We start from the raw sequence: 19,346 nt of genomic DNA on the forward strand, positions 1-19,346 counted from the left end.
TATGAAAGCATGAGCGGTAGCAACATACTGCGGATTTTCAGGCTTGGTTCAAGGCTTTCAATGAAACGTCAACAGCCCCTAGGCGTTTACAGGCATTTATCAAATATCAGGAATAAAGAGTCTGTTTTTGGATTGCTGTTTGTGATGCTTAATAGTGGGCTATTTTACTTGGTAAAAAAGCCGCCCGAATTGGGCGGCAACGGTTAGCGAACAGCAAAAACGATTGTCGGAGAAATGGTTAGAATTCCCACTTGGCGCTGACGGCGAAGTTACGGCCTGGCTGGGTGAAGCGACCGAGGCCTGCGTAGTCTGCGTCACGATCACGAACATCTTCCCAGAGGGAGTATTCCTTGTCCGTTAGGTTAAACAGGCCGGCACGGAAGGTCAGGTCTTTAGCCGGCTTGTAATAGGCTGTCAGGTCGACAATGCCATAGCCTGACGGTGAATAGGCGGAACGGTCATCATTGTCACTGATGTCGTCGCTGTTCTTACCTTTCGACAGTGTCCAGGTGACTTCAGAGCCCCAGGTTTCTGAAGGGGCGTCATAGGCCAGACCTATCACAGCCTTCAGGGGTGAAACGCTATTCAGTGGTTCGGTCTTCTCACCATCCTGTTTGCCCTCTCCTTTCGCATAAGCGATGGACGCTTTTATTGAGGTGCCAAGTGGTGCGTTGATGGCTTCGTCCAGCCAGAGTTGGCTCCGGGCTTCAACGCCTTTTATTTTTGCCTTGGCGATGTTTTGTTTCTGGAACTCACCCATGGGGTTATTGCCCGGGTCAATTTCAACATTAACCTGTTCAATAAAGTTCTTGTATTTATTCAGGAAGGCTGCAACTTCGAAGCTGCCAAGGTGATTGCCCCCACGTAGCCCAAGTTCAAACGAATTGCTTTCTTCTGGCTTGAGATCCGGGTTGGCATAGAATGAGTAGCCCCGACCTGTTCCTGTCTCGGAGTGATACATGTCATGGATATCTGGCGCCTTGAAGCCCTGGCTGAACTGGCCAAATACAGAGAGGTGCTCTGTCAGCTCGTAAACGCTGCCCACCCTGACTGTCCACTTGCTGTCATCGGCTTTCTCGTTTTCGGTAGTAAAGCCAGTCGTGGTTGATGGCTTGTATTTATAGGTGTCGTAACGTACGCCGGGCGTAACCGTCAGTCGATCCGTGACAGCAATTTCATCCTGCAGGAAGATGCCGTATCTTGTGGCATCGACCTTGGGAACATAGTCGCCAGGTGTGGCAACTCCGGTATCCAGGTTATGGCTGGCGTTGGTATTTTTGAAGTCTGTCTTCTGGGCATTAAGGCCATAAATGATCTTGTGGCTTAGGCCGCTGACTTCAAGTGCCTTGTCAAACTGAGCGCTGAACTGGTAGCTGTCTTCTTCGTAATTGTATTTTTGCAAACGATTGGGGTAGGTTCTAGATCCTCCCATTGATGGAGGAAATACGACAGTATAGGTAGGCATGCGAGTCTGCATGTCTGTTTCAGTTTTCTGCCAATCCAGCTGCCATTGCAGGCTATCGAACAAGGCGACGTCTGCGTCCCATTCGTGGAATATGCCGACACGTGAACGCTTGTACTTGTCTTTGCCCGTAACACCATCGGGGCTCATTGATTTAACATCAATGTCAGATTTCTGGTTGCGATACTCTGTAATCAGGCCGATGCGATGATCATCGTTTAGCTGATACTGAGCCTTGGCCAATACATTGCTGAGTGAGCCATCCAGTGGGTCAGCTTCGCCGCGACCTGAGCCAAAAATATCGGCGCCGCCATAGGTTTCAAGCTCTTTGTAATCCCGACGGGTAAAAATAATCATTGTCTCAAGGTCGCCGGTACGGTTGGCGGCCGTGATGGTTTCAGCAAAACCTTCATCTGCGCTTGTATAGGCACCCTTTAAAGAGAAGTAGCTGTCATCACCGGTTGGATTCAGGTAGTCGGCCGGATCTTTTGTTTTGAATGCGACAAGACCGCCAATGGCATCACTGCCATAAAGGCTTGAAGCGGGACCCTTCACAATTTCTACAGCCTTGATGGAATCCAGATCAACGAAGTTACGTTGAGAGCGCAGGTAGTCGCCACCAGGATAAAATGCCTGAGACTGGTCTACGCCATCCACCATGATTTTAACACGGTTACCATCCATGCCTCGAATATTAAAGCCCTTGTTACCGGTACGGCCGTCGTTGCCAACGTTGACACCTGGCTCATAACGCATGAGATCCTTGATGTTGCGCGCCATCTCTTTCTCAATCTGCTCGCTATCGATGACGGTGACACTGGCGGCCACATCTTTCAGCTGCTTCTCTGTCCGGGTGGCAGTGACGGTGACCTGGTCCAGCATTGAGGCCTTGCCCGTTTGAACCGTTTCTTCCCCCATCGCCTGAGTGGCTGTTGCCATCATGACGGCGGTCGCCAGCAAGGTGCGCTTGAACTTCATGATTGTCCCCGTGTCTGCAACTCGTAAAGGTCGGTTGTATGTTGTGTGAATTATCGTGAGTGCTGCGGACTATATCGTTGACATGTATAAAATGCAAATCATTCTCATTTGTATTTTTGTTGCCGCGCTTATAGGCTTTGGTTATGATGTCGCCAGTTTTTTTAATGCTTTATATGTGGCTGGTCGCTGTAATCAGCGGCCAGGTGCAGGATCGATCCATGAACCAGATTTCATTCACCTCTCGAGCCATTGAGGGCTTTTACAGCAGTGGCAGGGCCAGTGTCTGGCTGATGCTGGTGGTGTCGGTGGGTGTGCATGTTGCGTTACTGCTGACCCTGCCGGAAAAGCAGGCGCAGGCGAATACCTCGCTGGGCGCACTGGCGGCGCCGGTCAGTGTCAGCGTCAGTTTTGCAGCGGTTCAGCAACCCGCCGTTGTACAGCAGGAAACGCCGGTTAAACCTGAGCCGGTCAAACCACCGAAACCCAAAAAGATTGTTGAAGAGTCGCGCATTGTGCAGCGGCCAGAGCCGAAACCTGAGCCGGTAAAGCAGTCGGAGCCCAAGAAGGAACCGGTAGACGTCGCGGAGCAGAAGCCGGAAGTGGTTGAGCAGAAAGTGGCCCGGGAGCAACAACTGGCTGCTGAACAAACCACAACTCTTGAAGCAGAGAACACCGGTGTGTCGGATGACATGGTCGTCGTTACTGATCCGATATTCCGCAGTACGCCGGATCCGTTGAACTATCCGCGGGCTGCCCAGCGTCGTAACCAGGAAGGCAAGGTGCTGGTGGAAGCCATTGTTGATGAAGAGGGCAACACCATGGATTTGAAGGTGTTGGAATCCTCCGGGTTTGCCCTGCTGGATCGCGCCGCGCTGAAGTGGGTGGCGGAATTGGAGTTTATGCCCGGCAGTCGCGATGGGGTTGCCCGGTTGTCACGGGTTCATATGCCCGTTGTGTTTGCCCTTAAGGGACGGCGTGGATAGGCCTTTTATTCACTATCCACATTATTCGTTTTGTACCAAAACCGTTTTTTGAGTTTGTTAGATACAGGTAATTCATTATGTGGCAAGAATATCTCTCACGTTTGGGGCCCGTTAGCTGGCCACTGATCGTACTTTCCTGCCTGTCACTTGCGTTTATCCTTGAGCGGACGCTCACCTACCTGATGTTACCGTCGCTTAGTCAGCGTCGTGTGCGCGCCATGATGGAGAATGTCCAGCAACATCGGGCCGAGAATCGTCAGAATGATCTGTGCGCCAACCTGTGCACTCAGGGGCATTGTTTGAGCAAGGGCGTGGCGGTATTGCTAAGTCATGCCGGCAGCGGAAAAACGGTGCGCGAGGAAGTGGCCGGTCTCTGGCTGCTGCGTCAGCGTCAGCGCCTGCAGGCCTGGCTGCGTTTCCTGATGTTGATCGGTGTGTTGAGCCCGATGATTGGCTTGTTGGGTACGGTGATCGGGATGATTGAAATGTTCCAGGGCATGGCTATGAGTACCGGTCCTGTCACACCGGCGGTGCTGGCGGATGGTCTCTGGGTCGCCATGTACACGACGGCCTTTGGTTTGATCATAGCGATCCCCTCCTTGGCGGCCAGTCATGGCTTCACGCTGTGGTCTAACCACTATATTGGTCGGCTCGAATTTGTTCTGAACCACGTCAACCTGCTGCTGGAAGGCGTCAACATGACGGAAAACGGCATGAGCGATGATGGTCGGGTGGTGGCCTTTCGGGAACGGGCGGCATGATCAGCATTTCCCATAATGATGAACCCCAGGGTTCGCTGTTGCCTGACTTGACGCCCCTGCTGGACGTCATCTTCATTGTCATGGTGTTCCTGATGTTTACCGCAAATGTCGCGCCCAATGTGCTGAAGGTGGATCTGCCCGCCGCGGGTGCTGAAGCGGCGGTCACCCTTCAGGAACCGGATACGCTCGCCGTCAACCTGATGCCCGGGGATGAAGGCTGGGCGATCAATGGTCAGCGTTTTTCTGATTGGGATGCGTTTGCCTCGGACTTGAAACAGCGTGTCGCCAGTCAACCGGAGCGGCCGCTGATGATTGCCGGCGATCGCAATGTACCGATGGAGCGCCTGGTTCAGCTATTGGCATTCCTGCAACAAAACAATATGACGGCTGCACAGATTCAGATGGAGGATGCACAGTAATCATGGATACGCTTCGGAAGTCCCAGTGGTTGAAGCCCCTCAGGTCAGTTACCGCCGCGATCAGTCTGGCAATGATGACGGTTGCACAGGCTGCAGAAACGCCGCGCATTGTCACGGTCGGCAGTAGTGTGACGGAACTGGTCTACGCCCTGGGTGCCGGAGAGCAGGTTGTCGCCGTGGATGTCACGAGCCAGCAGCCGGCAGCCGTACATGAATTACCCAAAGTGGGTTACCACCGAGCGCTGTCGACAGAGGGCGTATTGTCTCTGCGACCGGACCGGGTGATTGGCTCTGATGAGATGGGCCCCCCGCCAGTGATCAAGCAGTTGCAGGCGACCGCGGTAACAGTGGATATCCTGACCACGGATGCCTCGCTAGAGAATCTGTACCAGCGGATTGAAACAACGGCTGAACTGTTGAACAAATCCCAAGAGGGCAGTCAGCTGCAAGCCAAAATCCAGCAGGACATTGATGCAGCCAAAGCCAGGTTCAGGGGCGAGAAGCCCCGGGTGTTGTTGTTCCTATCGCATAATGGCACGCCCATGGTGGCGGGTGCTGAAACGACCGCAGATACGCTGATTCAACTGGCCGGGGGAACCAATGTGGCTGCCAGCCATTTTGAGCGCTTCCGCCAGGTATCCGATGAAGCCATTTTATCGATGCGTCCGGATCTCATTCTGATCACCCAGTCCTCTCCTGAAGCGCCCGATGAATCCAGAATACTGGCCATGCAGCCCGGACTCGCCATGACGCCTGCGGGTACCAATAAGCGTTTTGTCCCTGTGGATGGCACGTTACTGGTCGGCGGACTGGGGCCTCGCGTGGGTGAGGCTGCGCTTGCGCTGGCCACTGAGTTTTATCCAGAAAGCTGACCATGATTGTTGCGAGCGCGTGCCATGTATGAGGTATTCCGGCATCATCGTGATGGCTTCTGTAAGTATTGTGTAAATCGCGTGTTAAAAGCGTCAGGAATATCAGCGCGCGCATCTATACTGGGTTCCTCTTCAGTCACCTGATACTGAATGCTGACAGGAAGGCAGGGCATCACCCTTGTCTCCGGAACGGACAGCAGGGTATCGCCCGTCGGAATGTCGTCATGGCTGCGCTGTTTACCGGCCGGGTTGTTTGAGAATTGTTTTACGCAATGGATAGAGAAAAAAAGGCCCGTCTTTTTTTTACGGGACTGCTGATACTTTTACCTCTGGTTATGCTGCTGTCTATTGGTACGGGACCGATTCCGGTATCACTGGCGGATACCGTGGATATTCTGATGTACCGGTTGGGGATTATTTCTGCTGAACCCGATCGACAGCAACAGTTAATTGTTGAGGCGATTCGTCTTCCCCGGACACTACTCGGCGTTCTGGTTGGCAGCAGCCTCGCAGCCTGCGGCGCCGCCATGCAGGGGCTGTTCAGGAATGCGCTGGCCGATCCCAGTATTATCGGTGTTTCCAGTGGTGCGGCCCTGGGTGCTGGGCTGGGTATTGTTCTGGGCGGCACCTGGCTGGTTTCCGTGACAGAGTTATTCCAGGCATATACCGTATCTGTCGCCGCGTTTGTCGGTGGATTCACATCAACCTTGCTGGTCTATCGTATTGGTACGACCAACCAGGGAACCTCCGTGGCGACCATGCTATTGGCGGGCATTGCCGTCAGCGCCCTGAGTGGCGCGGGTATTGGCCTGATGAATTATGTGGCTGACGATACCATGCTGCGCAACATGACCTTCTGGCAGATGGGCAGCCTGGCCAGCGGCAACTGGCAGACCATTATCATGGCAGCGTCCTGCCTCATTCCCCTGCAGTTGTTACTGATCAGTAAGGCGCGCGGTTTGAATGCCCTGTTACTGGGGGAATCTGAAGCCCGGCATCTGGGGCAGGATGTACAGAAACTCAAGTTGCAACTGATCCTGATTACCGCGCTGGGCGTGGGGGTTGCTGTCGCTGTGGCCGGTATGATCGGATTTGTTGGGCTGGTGGTGCCTCACCTAGTGAGACTCTCTATTGGCCCCGACCATCGCTGGCTGCTTCCTTCTTCTTGCCTGCTGGGTGCGATGATTCTGCTGGTGGCTGACATTATTGCCCGTATCGTGATTACCCCGGCGGAGTTACCGATTGGTATTGTCACGGCATTGTTGGGTGCGCCCTTCTTTATTTCCCTCCTCTGGCAGCAACGCAACAGGATCGGCTGAAGATGATCTGTTTAAATATTGATAGCGTTACCGTCAGGCGGGGCTCCCGGGATTTATTGTCCGATGTTTCATTGAATCTCAGTGCCGGTGAAGTGGTTGCGGTGCTTGGCCCCAATGGTGCAGGGAAAAGTACGTTGTTCCGTGCCATTACGAATGAATATCCGTCAGCCAGTGGCCGAGTGCTTCTGGGTGAAAAACCGGTATCCGACTGGGCGCCGTTAGAGTGCGCGCTACAGATGGCGATATTACCTCAGTCGTCATCCCTGAGCTTCTCCTTCACGGTGAATGAAGTGGTGCAAATGGGGCGGACCCCTCATGCCAGCAGCCGGGAGCATAATCAGGATATTTGTCGACGGGCGCTGTTGGAAGTGGATGCCCTGCACCTTGCGAACCGCAGTTACACCCACTTGTCAGGTGGCGAGAAGCAACGTGTCCATCTGGCGAGGGTGTTGGCCCAGATCTGGGAACCGCCACTGGTCGGGAACAGGGTATTACTGCTGGATGAACCAACCTCTGCGCTGGATCCACGGCATCAGCATCAGACGTTAGCTGTCGCCCGTGCGTTTGCCAGCCAGGGCGTGGGTGTTATCGTGATCCTGCATGACCTGAATCTTGCTGCCCAGTATGCGGATCGGATTGTCATTCTGAAAAATGGTAAAAAATGTGCGGATGGCTGCCCGGCAGAAGTGCTGACCCGGGAAACCATTCAGTCGGTATTCGATATCCGGGCCATGATTATGGCGCATCCGGTGCATGGTTATCCGCTGGTGGTGGCGGAATAGTGCTACTGCCTGAGACGTTGGATTTTCGGGGAAGAGCTCACCCTTTATGGGTGCCTGATGGTGTGTCAGAAGGAAACCGTTGATGAAGGTGACCCACTTATTAAGACGCCCTGTCGTGGTGTTGCTGGTTCTGGCGCTGTCTGGCTGCAGTGTTTTCTCTGCCGAGGAACCCCAGGCATCACGGTCTATTGAGGTTGTGACTACCGGCAACCCTCTGACGACAACCCAACTGTTATCAACATTGGAAGCATCAGATTATGTGATTCTTGGTGAGCGCCATGACAATGCTGAGCATCATTCCTATCAATTGGAAGTGCTTCAGGCCTTATATCAGGCGGGATGGCTGAAGCAGTTGAGCCTTGAAATGCTGCGTCCCGGTCAGCAGGCAGGTATGGACAAAGCGTATGCCAGAAAACTGACGTTGTCTGAAGAACTGCGGGATACGATCGGGTGGGATAAAAACTGGAACTGGGATTTCTATGGCCCCATCGTTGCCTGGGCGATTGCCAATCAGGTTCCCGTGCGTTCAGCCAATATGGATCGCGATGAATTGATGACGATCTATCGTGAGCAGGTGGCGCCATCCAGAGATGTGATTGATGAGGCCGCGATTGCTTCGATCCGTGAACAGATCCGTGAATCACATTGTGGCATGGATGACGATACCATGCTGGATGCCATGACCCGTATCCAGCAGGCCAGGGATACCCGCATGGCGGAGAGCATGATTCAGAGAGAGCAGGGTGTTGTGCTGCTGGCTGGCGCGTTTCATGCCCGCAACGATGTGGGGGTACCGCGCTATGTGCATCAGCTCCGGCCTGAGGCCAGACTCATCAGTGTCGGATTCATTGAAGTTGTGGATGATCACCTGCCTGATGCGAAGGCACAGACCCATGCCTATGATATTGTCTGGTCCACCGGGGCTGTTGATCGTAAAACGCCTTGTGAATTGATGAAGAAATAAGTGCTGTCATCCACTGATTCAGAGTCATATTGGCGGGTATGGCTCTGGGTTGATGCTTTAAAATAAATAATTTTTTATATTTCTATAATTAATAATCAATGTTTTAGTTATTTCCGAATATAAGGTTTCCCCGTCTAAAAAATACCATCAGTGGTGGTAGTATGATTATTTTTCAGATAGACCGTCATCCATGACTTCTATTGCTCATTGTTTTGCCATAATGGAATGCGAACAATGATCCAATCAGGGGAGTATATAACGTGGATCTGATGGCACTTCTTTCAGGACTCAGTCCCGTTGGCTGGTTTTTCGTAATAGCCGGTATTATTGGGTGGATAGCGTTGTGTTACTGGATGGGAGAATTTTCAGAAAAACGATGGGGGGATCGTGAATCGGGAGCATTGCTTGGTTTTTTTGCGCCGGGGTTGTTTCTTCTTGTTTTCTGGTTGATTCGCTAATGCCAGCCTTCTAATAAATACAATATGATGTATTTACATTTTTACATCATATTTTTGTTGACGTTTATGCCACTTGTATTCTCGGTAGGTGCCTCAATGAATCTAAAATTATAAAGGTTGGCTGCATTATTTATGTTGATACGTTGTTTTTAATAATATTTCTAATCGCGATAAAAATTATATTCTTACAAGGATATTTTCATGGTGGATGAACCCTCAAGGGATTCCGGTCAGTTGCAGGCGGCAACGCAACCGGGCAGTAATTCTGAGATGGTTGACAGGCAAACAAACCTGAAAGGTGATGAGCTTCAGGCGTCGATTGCTGACCCGCATTCTGCGCCGGCTACCGCCATGGAGCAACCTGCGGCAGGTCCGGCGGCAGGCTCAGAGCCGCAGCCAGAGTCCCTGCCTGATGGACCTTTTCCAGCCGCTGATGCTGTTCCTGCATCAGAAAAATACAAGGAAGATGAGCTTCTTTCAGCTATCCCATATGCTGAGACAGAGGTGGCCGAGTGGCAGGAAGACCCCTTCCCTGAGAAACAGGATCGGCATTATGACGACGTTGAAAACCGGGGCGATCAGAAGGCATTGTTGTCTGAGCAACGTGCGGGGACTGACTGGTATAAAAAGTCAGAAACACTGATGCTTCCGGAGCATGATGAACAGACAGAAATACGGGATTTCAAAGATGACCCCGTTCTCCGCTTGACCGCTGATCACACGGTTGAAAGCCGCCATACGGAAAACAGGGAAGAAAATAAGCGGGTGCAGGCGTTGCTGGATGAGATTGACGCCATTGGCATAAAGACACATGAGTATGAACAGGAAGAGGAAAATCCGGGTGACAATTTTCAGTCACAGAGCTTGTTCCAAGAGGAAGATGCCCCCTTATCACAGAGTGCTGTCGAGCGTGCATTACAGACCCTCAGCAAAAGCATCAGCCTTGGGGAGGATGGTCGATACTTTTTTGCGCCCAACGACTTTGGACTAGGCGCGGAGAGCATCGGCACGGAATATACGGTCAGAATTTCCCAGTTACCGGCACGGGGTATCCTGGTTCTTGACGGTGAAATTGTTCAGGCTGATCAGGCAATTCCTGCATCGTCTGTCGGTGACCTTGTATTTATTCCGCCAGCAAATGCTCATGGGGATGACTACGCCAGCATCCGCTATACCATCAGCGATGGCAGCCAGGTCAGCGCTCCTGCCACACTCAAGATTCAGGTGACTGCCCAGAGTGATGACCCGGAGGCTGACGCCAGAACCCTGGCAATGACGGAAAGCGCTAGCCATCAGTTTACCGTGGATGATTTTGGCTTCAGTGATGCGGATGACGGGGATACCCTGCAGGCCATAACCATTAAGTCATTGCCGGCGACAGGAACGCTTACCTATGACGGTGTATCGGTCTATGTGAATCAGGTGATTCAGGCCAGTGATATTGGAAAACTTCTCTATACAGCGCCGTTGGTCAGTAGTGATCGAAGTGCCAGCTTTGAATTTACCGTGAGTGACGGCAGCGCTTCCAGCGAACAGCAGACATTTGACATCGCCGTGCAGAACCGCCAGTGGATGTCGGATAACCTGCTGACCGATCCTAGTGGTGCTGACTGGCGGATGAGTCACTGGGATCGTGAAGGCTCGTGGACAACGTTGCCGTTCGGGGGACACGATAGTATTACCGGTCAGTGGCAGGGCAATGGCGTTGCCAGCAAGTCCCAGACGATTAACCTGCTGAACAAAGGGTACAGTGCTGAGTATCTGGATACAGCGCCAGATATTACGGTTCAGGACTGGTTTGTCTCCACCAGTAGTGCTTATTCTGCCCGATACCAGATGCAGGTTGAATTGTTAGATGAATACGGGAGTGTGATTCATAGTTGGCAATCATCAAGTGTATGGGCGACGTGGAGCTGGAATACTGTCCAGCATACTTTGCGGGATTATGGTGAAGGACTCAGAAGTATCCGGTTCACGCATGGAGGTAACGGACGCGGCGTTGTTGTGGATGATACCTCTGTACAAATTGAGGATCCGACTGTCACAGGCACTGCAGATGACGATATTCTTCGGGGGGCGAGAAATAACGATATCCTGGTAGGGGATGCCGGAGACGACATCCTTTATGGTGGTTTTGGCAACGACACCATGCTGGGTGGTGCCGGTGCGGATACCTTTGTTTTTGAGCAGGGAGATCAAACCGAAACCTCGATACCGACGGTGGATACGATCCGGAATTTCAGCCTGTCCGAGGGTGATGTGCTGGATCTCAGTGATATGCTCATTGGCGAGTCGGCTGAAACCATTGATGCCTACCTGGATCTGGCCACGGTCAATGGGAATACGGAAATATCAGTGAAGGATCGGGCGAATGGGCAAACGGTCCAGAAAATCGTTTTGGATGGTGTCGATCTTTCGTCGCTAGGCTCTGAATCCGAGATTATTAATAATTTATTGAACAACGGTAATTTGAATATTGACCATTGATTTTTAAATAAAGTATGACTTTCCATTCCAATGGTTATTTGTTTGTGATTATGGTTGCCACTTTTTTATTGGAAGGGTTTTATGTTTGTTTGGGCTGTTGATTTTGAGAGTCATGTTGAATATTTTTAAATTGGCTTTATCAAGAAAACTAAAATTAGAGATGGTCTTTACAGGTTTGCCCGAGAGTATTCGGGGTTAAACCGTTACTAAGGAAATAAAGGTCGAAATGCTTATTTCGATAACAAGGAGTTGTTATGGTGGATGAACCATCAAAGAATACCGGGGATACACCAGATCCCAATTCCCCCGGTGGTGATTCTGAGAAGGTTGATCGTCAGGCTGAAAAAAAGCCGGGCGATGAGTTGCAGGCATCGACAGGGCCTGGAGATGGGCAGTCGGGATCACGCTCTGCAGGGCCGGAGGCTCTCCCCTCCGTTAACGATCTGCCGTCTGGAGGCGTGGAGCAACCAGCTCTGCCTGGGAGTTCAGAACCTCAGGTTCCCGTGGATAACCCGGAGATGCAGAAGGTACTGCGACATGAAGAGCAGCAGGCGGCCATGGGGTATCCGGAATCGGGCTTTCAAAATCATCAGGACAACTGGGTCTACCGATCTGAACCTGGTGCAAATCCTCCTGCCGTGGGACAAGAACCTCAGCGGAGCGGCGCGTTATCTGAGCAGGGGCGGAAGGATAGTCCCTTAAGCAGCAGCCAGCTATCAGAGACGATCCTGTTACCGGATCCTTTGGCACTGCCTGATCCCCTGCTATTGCCAGAGGATGCTGAAACCCCTCTTGATGACATCGATATTGAGGCTAACCGAGAAGAAGAAAGTCAGAAAGAAGAAGAGCGAATGACTGCTCTTTTGGTGGAAATTGATGACATTGGCATCAATGATAATGGTGATCAGGAGCCTGATGAAGAACCCGTCACAAAGAATACGGTCATGGTTAATCATGCACCGGTGGCTGTGGATGATTTCGGCACGCTGAGTGAAAACAGCATTTTCGCGGTTGATGTTGTTGCCAATGACACCGATCAGAACAGTAATGACCAGCTAACCATTCAGCCTGGATCTGTCACGCTATTGTCTGCCCGTGATGGTGATGGCAATACCATTTCTCTGGATACTGCGCGGATTATCCAGACAGGCAATCGCATTGAATTTGATCCCGGGCAGGATTTTGATTTTCTCACGATTGGGGAAACCGCCAGAGTACAAATCAGTTATACGGTTCAGGACAATGCCATGCAGTCTGAAACAGACGATGGCATTCTGTCACTGACTATCACGGGCGTAAAAGAAACCGCACGGGCAGAAGATATACAGCTGGATGCGTTTGATGATCAGTCGGCTATTGTTGGTGCTTTTTCTGCTGTCGAAGAGTTTGATACTAATCCCTACCACTACCGACTGCTTCGTGAGCCTGATGAAGGTCATGTGACTAACAACCATGATGGTACGTTCAGCTTTGAGCCGGGGGATGATTTCAGGGATCTGGCTGAAGGCGAAACACGGCAAGTAACGTTTACATACGAGGCAGTGGATGAGACCGGTGCACCCAGTGCTGCACCTGCCACGGTGACACTGACGGTGACCGGTACCAATGACCGACCGGTTGCGGAAGTGGTGAATGTTAGTCTGCCCGCTGAAAACAGTGCGATGGTTGCCGGGCAATTCAAGGTGACCGATGCGGATACAACCGACAGGCACAGTTTCAATATCCTGAGCCAGCCTTCTCAGGGTACCGTGATCAATAATCATGACGGAACCTTCAGTTTTGATCCCGGGACAGATTTCACGGATCTGTCGTTTGGTGAAGAAAGACAGGTGACGTTTACTTACGAAGCGGTGGATGATTCAGGCACGGCCAACGCGCGCAGTGCACCGGCGACGGTCGTATTAACAGTGACGGGTACCAATGACCAGCCGGAAGCGCAGGTTGTTGCAATCACCAACGCCGTTGAAGACAGCGCAGCTGTGACAGGCAGTTTTCGTGTCAGCGATGAAGATATCCACGATACGCATACCTTTACTGTCCTGACGCAACCGCTGGAAGGTCAGGTCGTCAATAATAACGACGGTACCTTCAGTTTTAACCCGGGTTCTGATTTCCAGGATCTGGCTGCGGGTGAAACCCGGCAGGTGACATTTACGTATGCGGCGGTAGATAGTTCGGGTGCGGAAAATGCTGCCAGTGAGCCTGCTACGGTTACCGTTACCGTTACCGTTACGGGAACAAATGACAGGCCCGTTGCGAATGATCTTTCTTTGACACAGGGAGCGGCTGTCAGCCCAACAGTCTCTGGCCGGTTCTCTGCCCTGGATTGGGATACATCCGATACAGTCACATTTAACCTGTTGGAGCAGCCTGCACAGGGAATAGTCACTAATAATAACGATGGTACTTACAGCTTTGATCCGGATGGTGCTTTTGATGACTTAGCCTCTGGAGAAACACGACAAGTAACGTTTACATACGAGGCAGTTGATGACTCTTCCAGCGTAAACCAGCGCAGTGAAGCAGCTACTGTCACAGTTATTGTCACGGGTACCAATGATGCTCCTGTTGCCAGTATTGATACCGGTGCAGGACATGAGCATGAAACCTTGCTGCTCAATGTATTGGCGAATGACAGCGATTCTGATCATAACGACAATGCTGGCAATTTTTCATTAGATGCCGTGCAGGTTGTTGATAACAATGGTGATCCGCTTGCTGGCAACGGCAGTGTGCGGATCCTGAATAATCAGCTCGAATTCAATCCCGGCAATGATTTCAACCATCTGGCGGCCGGTGAAACGGCAACGGTCACAGTTCGTTATGTAATGTCAGATGATGAGGGAGCCAGCGCCGAGTCTACAGTCACAATCACGGTTACAGGCACGAACGATGCCCCTGTAGCGAAAGCAGACTATCCGATCAGCGAAGAAGGGCTGATTCCGTCACTGACATCTTCTAGTGACCAAGGCATTCAGGTGACAAGCAGTGGCGAGGTTTCCAGTCATTTTTCTGCCTGGAAAGCGATGGATAATGTTGACGCGTCCGCTGTCAATAACTCGAATTCCTGGGCAACGACAGGCAATTCGGGTTGGTTGCAGGTGGAGCTGCCAGAGGCTCACAGTGTCATGCAGTATTCTCTTACGGGCATTGCACTAACTTTGGGAAGGGAACCTTCTGAATGGCAGTTACTGGCCAGTAATGATGGTGTCAATTTTGTCGTTGTTGACACTCAAACCACTCAAACAGGCTGGGCGTCGAGAGAAACGCGTACCTATACGTTGTCTGAGCCCGCGGAGTATCGCTATTTCCGGCTCGATATTACCGATAACAATGGTGACAGTTATACCGGGCTGGATGCGTTCCAATTATATGAAGGGACGAATACGGAGTCTGTTGGCACAGAACATGATGTGCTGACCGTCGATGTGCTGGCCAATGACATTGATCCTGATAATAACAGTGGATCGAGCTCGTTTACCCTGAACACCGTTGAGACTGTTGATAGTGATGGTAATCCTGTCGCAGGCCAGGGGGCCGTGACAGTCGTCAACAACCAGCTGCAGTTTGATCCGGGTAATGATTTTAATGCACTGGCAGCGGGCGAGTCAGCGGTGGTTACCGTGCGCTATGTCATGTCTGACAGTGATGGAATGACATCAGAATCCACCGCGCGTATCGTCGTTAAGGGCACTAATGACCAGCCCGTCGCAGAAGCTGTGTCTGTTACGACGGCCGTAGAAGACAATGGATCCGTCACAGGTCATTTCAGTGCCACAGATCTTGATGTCTCTGATACCCATACTTTTAACCTGTTGACCAGTCCTCAGGAAGGGGCGGTCATCAATAACCATGATGGCACCTTCCGTTTTGATCCCGGCAACGATTTTCAGGATCTGTCGCTGGGTGAAACCAGTCAGGTCACCTTTACCTATGAAGCGATAGACAGTTCTGGGGAAGGTAACGCTGCCAGTAATATTGGTACGGTGACAGTGACCGTCACAGGCGCAAATGATGGGCCTACCGCTGTTGTTGACACGGGGCAGACAACAGAAAACAGCAGTGTCACGGTTGATGTTATTGGCAATGACAGTGATATCGATAGCGCCGACACACTGAGTCTAAAGAGTGGAAGCACCAGTATTGTCAGTGCTGTTGATCAGCAGAGTACCGCCATTACGTTATCCAGTGCGTCAGTCAGTCAGGTCGGTAACAGTATCAGATTTGACCCCGGAACAGATTTTGATTTCCTTGCCGATGGCGAGCAGGCAACTGTCACTGTTAACTACCAGGTGCAGGACAATCATGGTGCAACCGATCAAGGTTCATTAACCATCACGGTGACGGGGAGTAATGATGGTCCTGTGGCAGTTGCGGACAGTGGCAGTGTTTCTGAAGATAACCTGCTGTCACTGGATGTCGTTGCCAATGATAGTGATCCAGATCGAAATGATTCCCTGACGCTGGAGCGCGTCGCCATCATTGATAGCAATGGTGACCCGTTAACAGGACATGGCAGTGTCACGATTGTGAACAATCAACTGCAGTTCAATCCTGACAGTGACTTTTCTTATCTTGCATCAGGTGAAACGGCGACAGTCAGCGTTCAATACGACATTACTGATAGTGCCGGTGAACGGTCACAGGCAATCGCAACTATCACTGTAACGGGAACCAATAGCACACCGGAGGCGACAGCTGACATCAGTGGCGGGCATGAAAATGAAGTGCTGATGATTGATGTTCTGGCGAATGATACGGATATCGATCATTCCGATACACCGGCTAATTTCTCACTCAACAGTGCGCGTGTTGTTGATGGGGAGGGCAATACATTAGCCGGACAAGGCAGTGTCAGTGTCGTCAATAATGAGTTGCGGTTTGACCCCGGGAGTGATTTTGATGTCTTGGCAACGGGCGAAACGGCAACGGTGACCGTTCGCTATGTCATGGCTGATGATGAAGGCGCTCTCTCGGAGTCAACCGTTACGATTACCGTTACCGGTACCAATGATGCGCCTGTTGCCAGGGCCGATAGTCCGCTTAGTGAGGATGGTTTCATTCCTGTTCTCCAGTCTGGCAACGAGCAGGGATACACCATTACCGCCAGTGGTCAACTGAGTGACAACTTTGCCGCATATCAGGCGTTTGATCAGGTTAATGCGTCTGAGACAAACAACGTTAACTCCTGGGCAACGCAAGGCAGTTCGGGCTGGTTGCAGGTTGAGTTACCTGAAACAACGAGTATTTTGCAGTACTCAATGAAAGGGATTGCACAGACGATAGGCAGGGAACCATCAGAATGGCAACTTCTAGGCAGTAATGACGGTGTCACGTTCACTGTGATTGACAGCCGTTCTGCGGTGACAGACTGGTCGCCCAGGGAAACGAAGCAGTTCACGCTGTCTGCACCGGCAGAATTCCGTTTCTTCAAGATTGATATTACTGATAACAATGGTGACAGCTATACGGGGCTGGATGAGTTCCAGTTGTATGAAGGCACCAATACAGACTCAGTAGGTACTGAGCATGATGTGCTTACCATTGACGTTGTTGCCAACGATAGGGATCCGGACCATAGCGATAATGCAGAGAATCTGCAGCTCCGAAATGCTGAGATTATCAATGATTCGGGTGATCCGGTTACGGGACAGGGTACGGCTACTGTCATCAATAACCAGCTCCAATTTGATCCGGGTAATGATTTCAACGCGTTAGCCCTCGGGGAAACAGCAACCATAACAGTTCGTTATGTCGTTGAGGATGATGAAGGCGCCAGCTCTGAATCAACTGCAACGATTACGGTTACAGGGACTAACGACAAACCGACGGCTGAAGTTAAGAGTATCAGTGCCACGGAAGATGGTGCAGCGGTCACGGGCAGCTTTGGTGCCTCGGATGCGGATACCACCGATATCCACACCTTCAATATCCTGACCCAGCCGGACGAAGGATCGGTCATCAATAACGGTGACGGCACGTTCAGCTTCAATCCGGGCAGCGACTTCCAGGATCTGGCAGCGGGAGAAACCCGTCAGGTTACGTTTACCTATGAAGCAGTGGATGATTCCGGAACGGCCAACGACACCAGTGAGCCGGCCACGGTCACGATTACGATCACGGGTACCAACGACAAACCAACATCTGAAGTTAAGAGCATCAGTGCTACGGAAGATGGTGCAGCGGTCACGGGCAACTTCGGTGCTACGGACGCGGATACCACTGACACCCACACCTTCAATATCCTGACCCAGCCCAGCGAAGGTACTGTTACTAACAACAACGACGGTACCTTCAGCTTTAATCCGGGCAGTGACTTCCAGGATCTGGCCGCAGGAGAAACCCGTCAGGTTACGTTTACCTACGAAGCGGTGGACGATTCCGGTACGGCCAACGATACCAGTGAGCCGGCAACTGTCACCATTACGATCACGGGTACTAACGATAAACCCACCGCTGAGGTTGAGAGTATCAGTGCCACGGAAGATGGCGCAGCGGTCACGGGCAACTTCGGCGCCGCGGATGCGGACACAACCGATACCCACACCTTCAATATCCTGACCCAGCCAAGTGAAGGCTCAGTCACTAATAACGGTGATGGCACGTTCAGCTTCAGCCCGGGCAGTGACTTCCAGGACCTGGCCGCGGGAGAAACCCGTCAGGTTACGTTTACCTACGAAGCGGTGGATGATTCCGGAACGGCAACCGACACCAGTGAGCCGGCCACGGTCACGATTACCATCACGGGTACCAACGACAAACCCACCGCTGAGGTTGAGAGTATCAGTGCCACGGAAGATGGCGCAGCGGTCACGGGCAACTTCGGAGCCACGGATGCGGATACCACCGATACCCACACCTTCAACATCCTGACCCAGCCGGACGAAGGATCGGTCATCAATAACGGTGACGGCACGTTCAGCTTCAACCCGGGCAGCGACTTCCAGGACCTGGCTGCGGGAGAAACCCGTCAGGTTACGTTTACCTACGAAGCGGTGGACGATTCCGGTACGGCTAACGACACCAGTGAGCCGGCCACGGTCACGATTACGATCACGGGNACCTTCAATATCCTGACCCAGCCCAGCGAAGGTACTGTTACTAACAACAACGACGGTACCTTCAGCTTTAATCCGGGCAGTGACTTCCAGGACCTGGCCGCAGGAGAAACCCGTCAGGTTACGTTTACTTACGAAGCGGTAGACGACTCAGGCACTGCTAATAACACCAGTGAACCCGCTACGGTCACCATCACCGTGACAGGCACCAATGATGCGCCTGTTGCTGTAGCTGATAGCGGTACTGTCGCTATCAATTACACGCTAACAATAGATGTATTGGCAAATGATACCGATGTAGACAGTGATGACAGTACAGCTAATTTTTCTTTGGACAGCGTCTATATTACGTCGATCAGCGATTCTGACGGTAGTCGCGTCTTAAATGGTGGCACGGTATCGATCGAAAATAATCAGCTGAAGTATGTGACAGGCAGTGACTTCGATTATCTATCAGCCGGTGAAACGGCCACTGTAACGGTGACGTACAATATGAGTGATGATGGTGGGTTACCCGCTACGGGGACAGCCGTTATCACTATCACGGGGAGTAACAGTCAGCCTGTAGCTGAAGCCGTGGGGTTGGATACGCCGGTTGAAGATGGTTCTGCGATATCCGGGAATTTCCGGGTTACCGATGAGAACCAGAGTGATACCCACACCTTCAATATTTTGACCCAGCCGGATGAAGGCTCAGTAACCAACAACAACGACGGTACTTTCAGCTTCAGCCCGGGCAGTGATTTCCAGGACCTGGCCGCGGGAGAAACCCGTCAGGTTACGTTTACCTATGAAGCGGTGGA

Annotated in this window: 12 protein-coding genes; 11 read left to right on the plus strand and 1 reads right to left on the minus strand. The window is 51.8% G+C overall.

Features of this window, described 5'->3' with window-relative positions; all coding sequences use genetic code 11:
- Positions 1–207: hypothetical protein (locus tag ABD892_RS01870; RefSeq protein ID WP_345193229.1), on the plus strand; the 207-nt coding region annotated here is incomplete at its 5' end.
- Positions 208–238: 31 nt separating this feature from the next.
- On the opposite strand, the gene ABD892_RS01875 is transcribed toward ABD892_RS01870, so the two are convergent.
- The gene (locus tag ABD892_RS01875; protein ID WP_345193231.1) at positions 239–2,440 is read right to left on the minus strand and encodes a TonB-dependent hemoglobin/transferrin/lactoferrin family receptor; all 2,202 of its coding nucleotides are present in this window, start codon (positions 2,438–2,440) and stop codon (positions 239–241) included.
- Positions 2,441–2,658: 218 nt separating this feature from the next.
- Between ABD892_RS01875 and ABD892_RS01880 the strand changes: the two genes are divergently transcribed.
- From ABD892_RS01880 to ABD892_RS01925, 10 genes are all read left to right on the plus strand, one after another.
- Complete coding sequence (locus ABD892_RS01880) at positions 2,659–3,423, plus strand: energy transducer TonB (protein WP_345193233.1); 765 nt, start codon at positions 2,659–2,661, stop codon at positions 3,421–3,423.
- Positions 3,424–3,500: 77 nt separating this feature from the next.
- On the plus strand, positions 3,501–4,184 hold the full coding sequence (locus ABD892_RS01885; RefSeq protein WP_345193235.1) for a MotA/TolQ/ExbB proton channel family protein: 684 nt from the start codon (positions 3,501–3,503) through the stop codon (positions 4,182–4,184).
- On the plus strand, positions 4,181–4,603 hold the full coding sequence (locus ABD892_RS01890) for an ExbD/TolR family protein (protein WP_345193238.1): 423 nt from the start codon (positions 4,181–4,183) through the stop codon (positions 4,601–4,603). The genes ABD892_RS01885 and ABD892_RS01890 overlap by 4 nt, the downstream gene beginning before the upstream one ends.
- A 2-nt stretch (positions 4,604–4,605) precedes the next feature.
- Positions 4,606–5,475, plus strand: coding sequence for a heme/hemin ABC transporter substrate-binding protein (locus ABD892_RS01895; RefSeq protein ID WP_345193240.1), 870 nt, complete (start codon positions 4,606–4,608; stop codon positions 5,473–5,475).
- A 272-nt stretch (positions 5,476–5,747) separates the two neighbouring features.
- Positions 5,748–6,794 (plus strand): FecCD family ABC transporter permease, encoded by a 1,047-nt coding sequence (locus tag ABD892_RS01900; protein ID WP_345193242.1) that lies wholly within the window; start codon positions 5,748–5,750, stop codon positions 6,792–6,794.
- Positions 6,795–6,796: 2 nt separating this feature from the next.
- On the plus strand, positions 6,797–7,576 hold the full coding sequence (locus ABD892_RS01905; protein WP_345193244.1) for a heme ABC transporter ATP-binding protein: 780 nt from the start codon (positions 6,797–6,799) through the stop codon (positions 7,574–7,576).
- Positions 7,577–7,658: 82 nt separating this feature from the next.
- The gene (locus ABD892_RS01910; RefSeq protein ID WP_345193246.1) at positions 7,659–8,540 is read left to right on the plus strand and encodes a ChaN family lipoprotein; all 882 of its coding nucleotides are present in this window, start codon (positions 7,659–7,661) and stop codon (positions 8,538–8,540) included.
- Positions 8,541–8,800: 260 nt separating this feature from the next.
- Positions 8,801–8,998, plus strand: coding sequence for a hypothetical protein (locus tag ABD892_RS01915; RefSeq protein ID WP_345193247.1), 198 nt, complete (start codon positions 8,801–8,803; stop codon positions 8,996–8,998).
- 201 nt (positions 8,999–9,199) lie between these two features.
- Positions 9,200–11,485: a type I secretion C-terminal target domain-containing protein gene (locus ABD892_RS01920; RefSeq protein WP_345193249.1), complete on the plus strand. Its 2,286-nt coding sequence runs from the start codon at positions 9,200–9,202 to the stop codon at positions 11,483–11,485.
- A 944-nt stretch (positions 11,486–12,429) separates the two neighbouring features.
- Positions 12,430–19,346: Ig-like domain-containing protein (locus tag ABD892_RS01925; protein WP_425559148.1), on the plus strand; the 6,917-nt coding region annotated here is incomplete at its 3' end.

This window comes from Kistimonas scapharcae (assembly GCF_039540975.1).
Taxonomy (GTDB): Bacteria; Pseudomonadota; Gammaproteobacteria; order Pseudomonadales; family Endozoicomonadaceae; genus Kistimonas; species Kistimonas scapharcae.

Coding starts and splice junctions, on each gene's coding strand:
- ABD892_RS01890 (WP_345193238.1), top strand. CDS start 4,181: ATGATCAGCATTTCCCATAATGATGAACCCCAGGGTTCGCTGTTGCCT.
- ABD892_RS01910 (WP_345193246.1), top strand. CDS start 7,659: ATGAAGGTGACCCACTTATTAAGACGCCCTGTCGTGGTGTTGCTGGTT.
- ABD892_RS01885 (WP_345193235.1), top strand. CDS start 3,501: ATGTGGCAAGAATATCTCTCACGTTTGGGGCCCGTTAGCTGGCCACTG.
- ABD892_RS01920 (WP_345193249.1), top strand. CDS start 9,200: ATGGTGGATGAACCCTCAAGGGATTCCGGTCAGTTGCAGGCGGCAACG.
- ABD892_RS01900 (WP_345193242.1), top strand. CDS start 5,748: ATGGATAGAGAAAAAAAGGCCCGTCTTTTTTTTACGGGACTGCTGATA.
- ABD892_RS01905 (WP_345193244.1), top strand. CDS start 6,797: ATGATCTGTTTAAATATTGATAGCGTTACCGTCAGGCGGGGCTCCCGG.
- ABD892_RS01895 (WP_345193240.1), top strand. CDS start 4,606: ATGGATACGCTTCGGAAGTCCCAGTGGTTGAAGCCCCTCAGGTCAGTT.
- ABD892_RS01875 (WP_345193231.1), bottom strand. CDS start 2,440: ATGAAGTTCAAGCGCACCTTGCTGGCGACCGCCGTCATGATGGCAACA.
- ABD892_RS01880 (WP_345193233.1), top strand. CDS start 2,659: ATGAACCAGATTTCATTCACCTCTCGAGCCATTGAGGGCTTTTACAGC.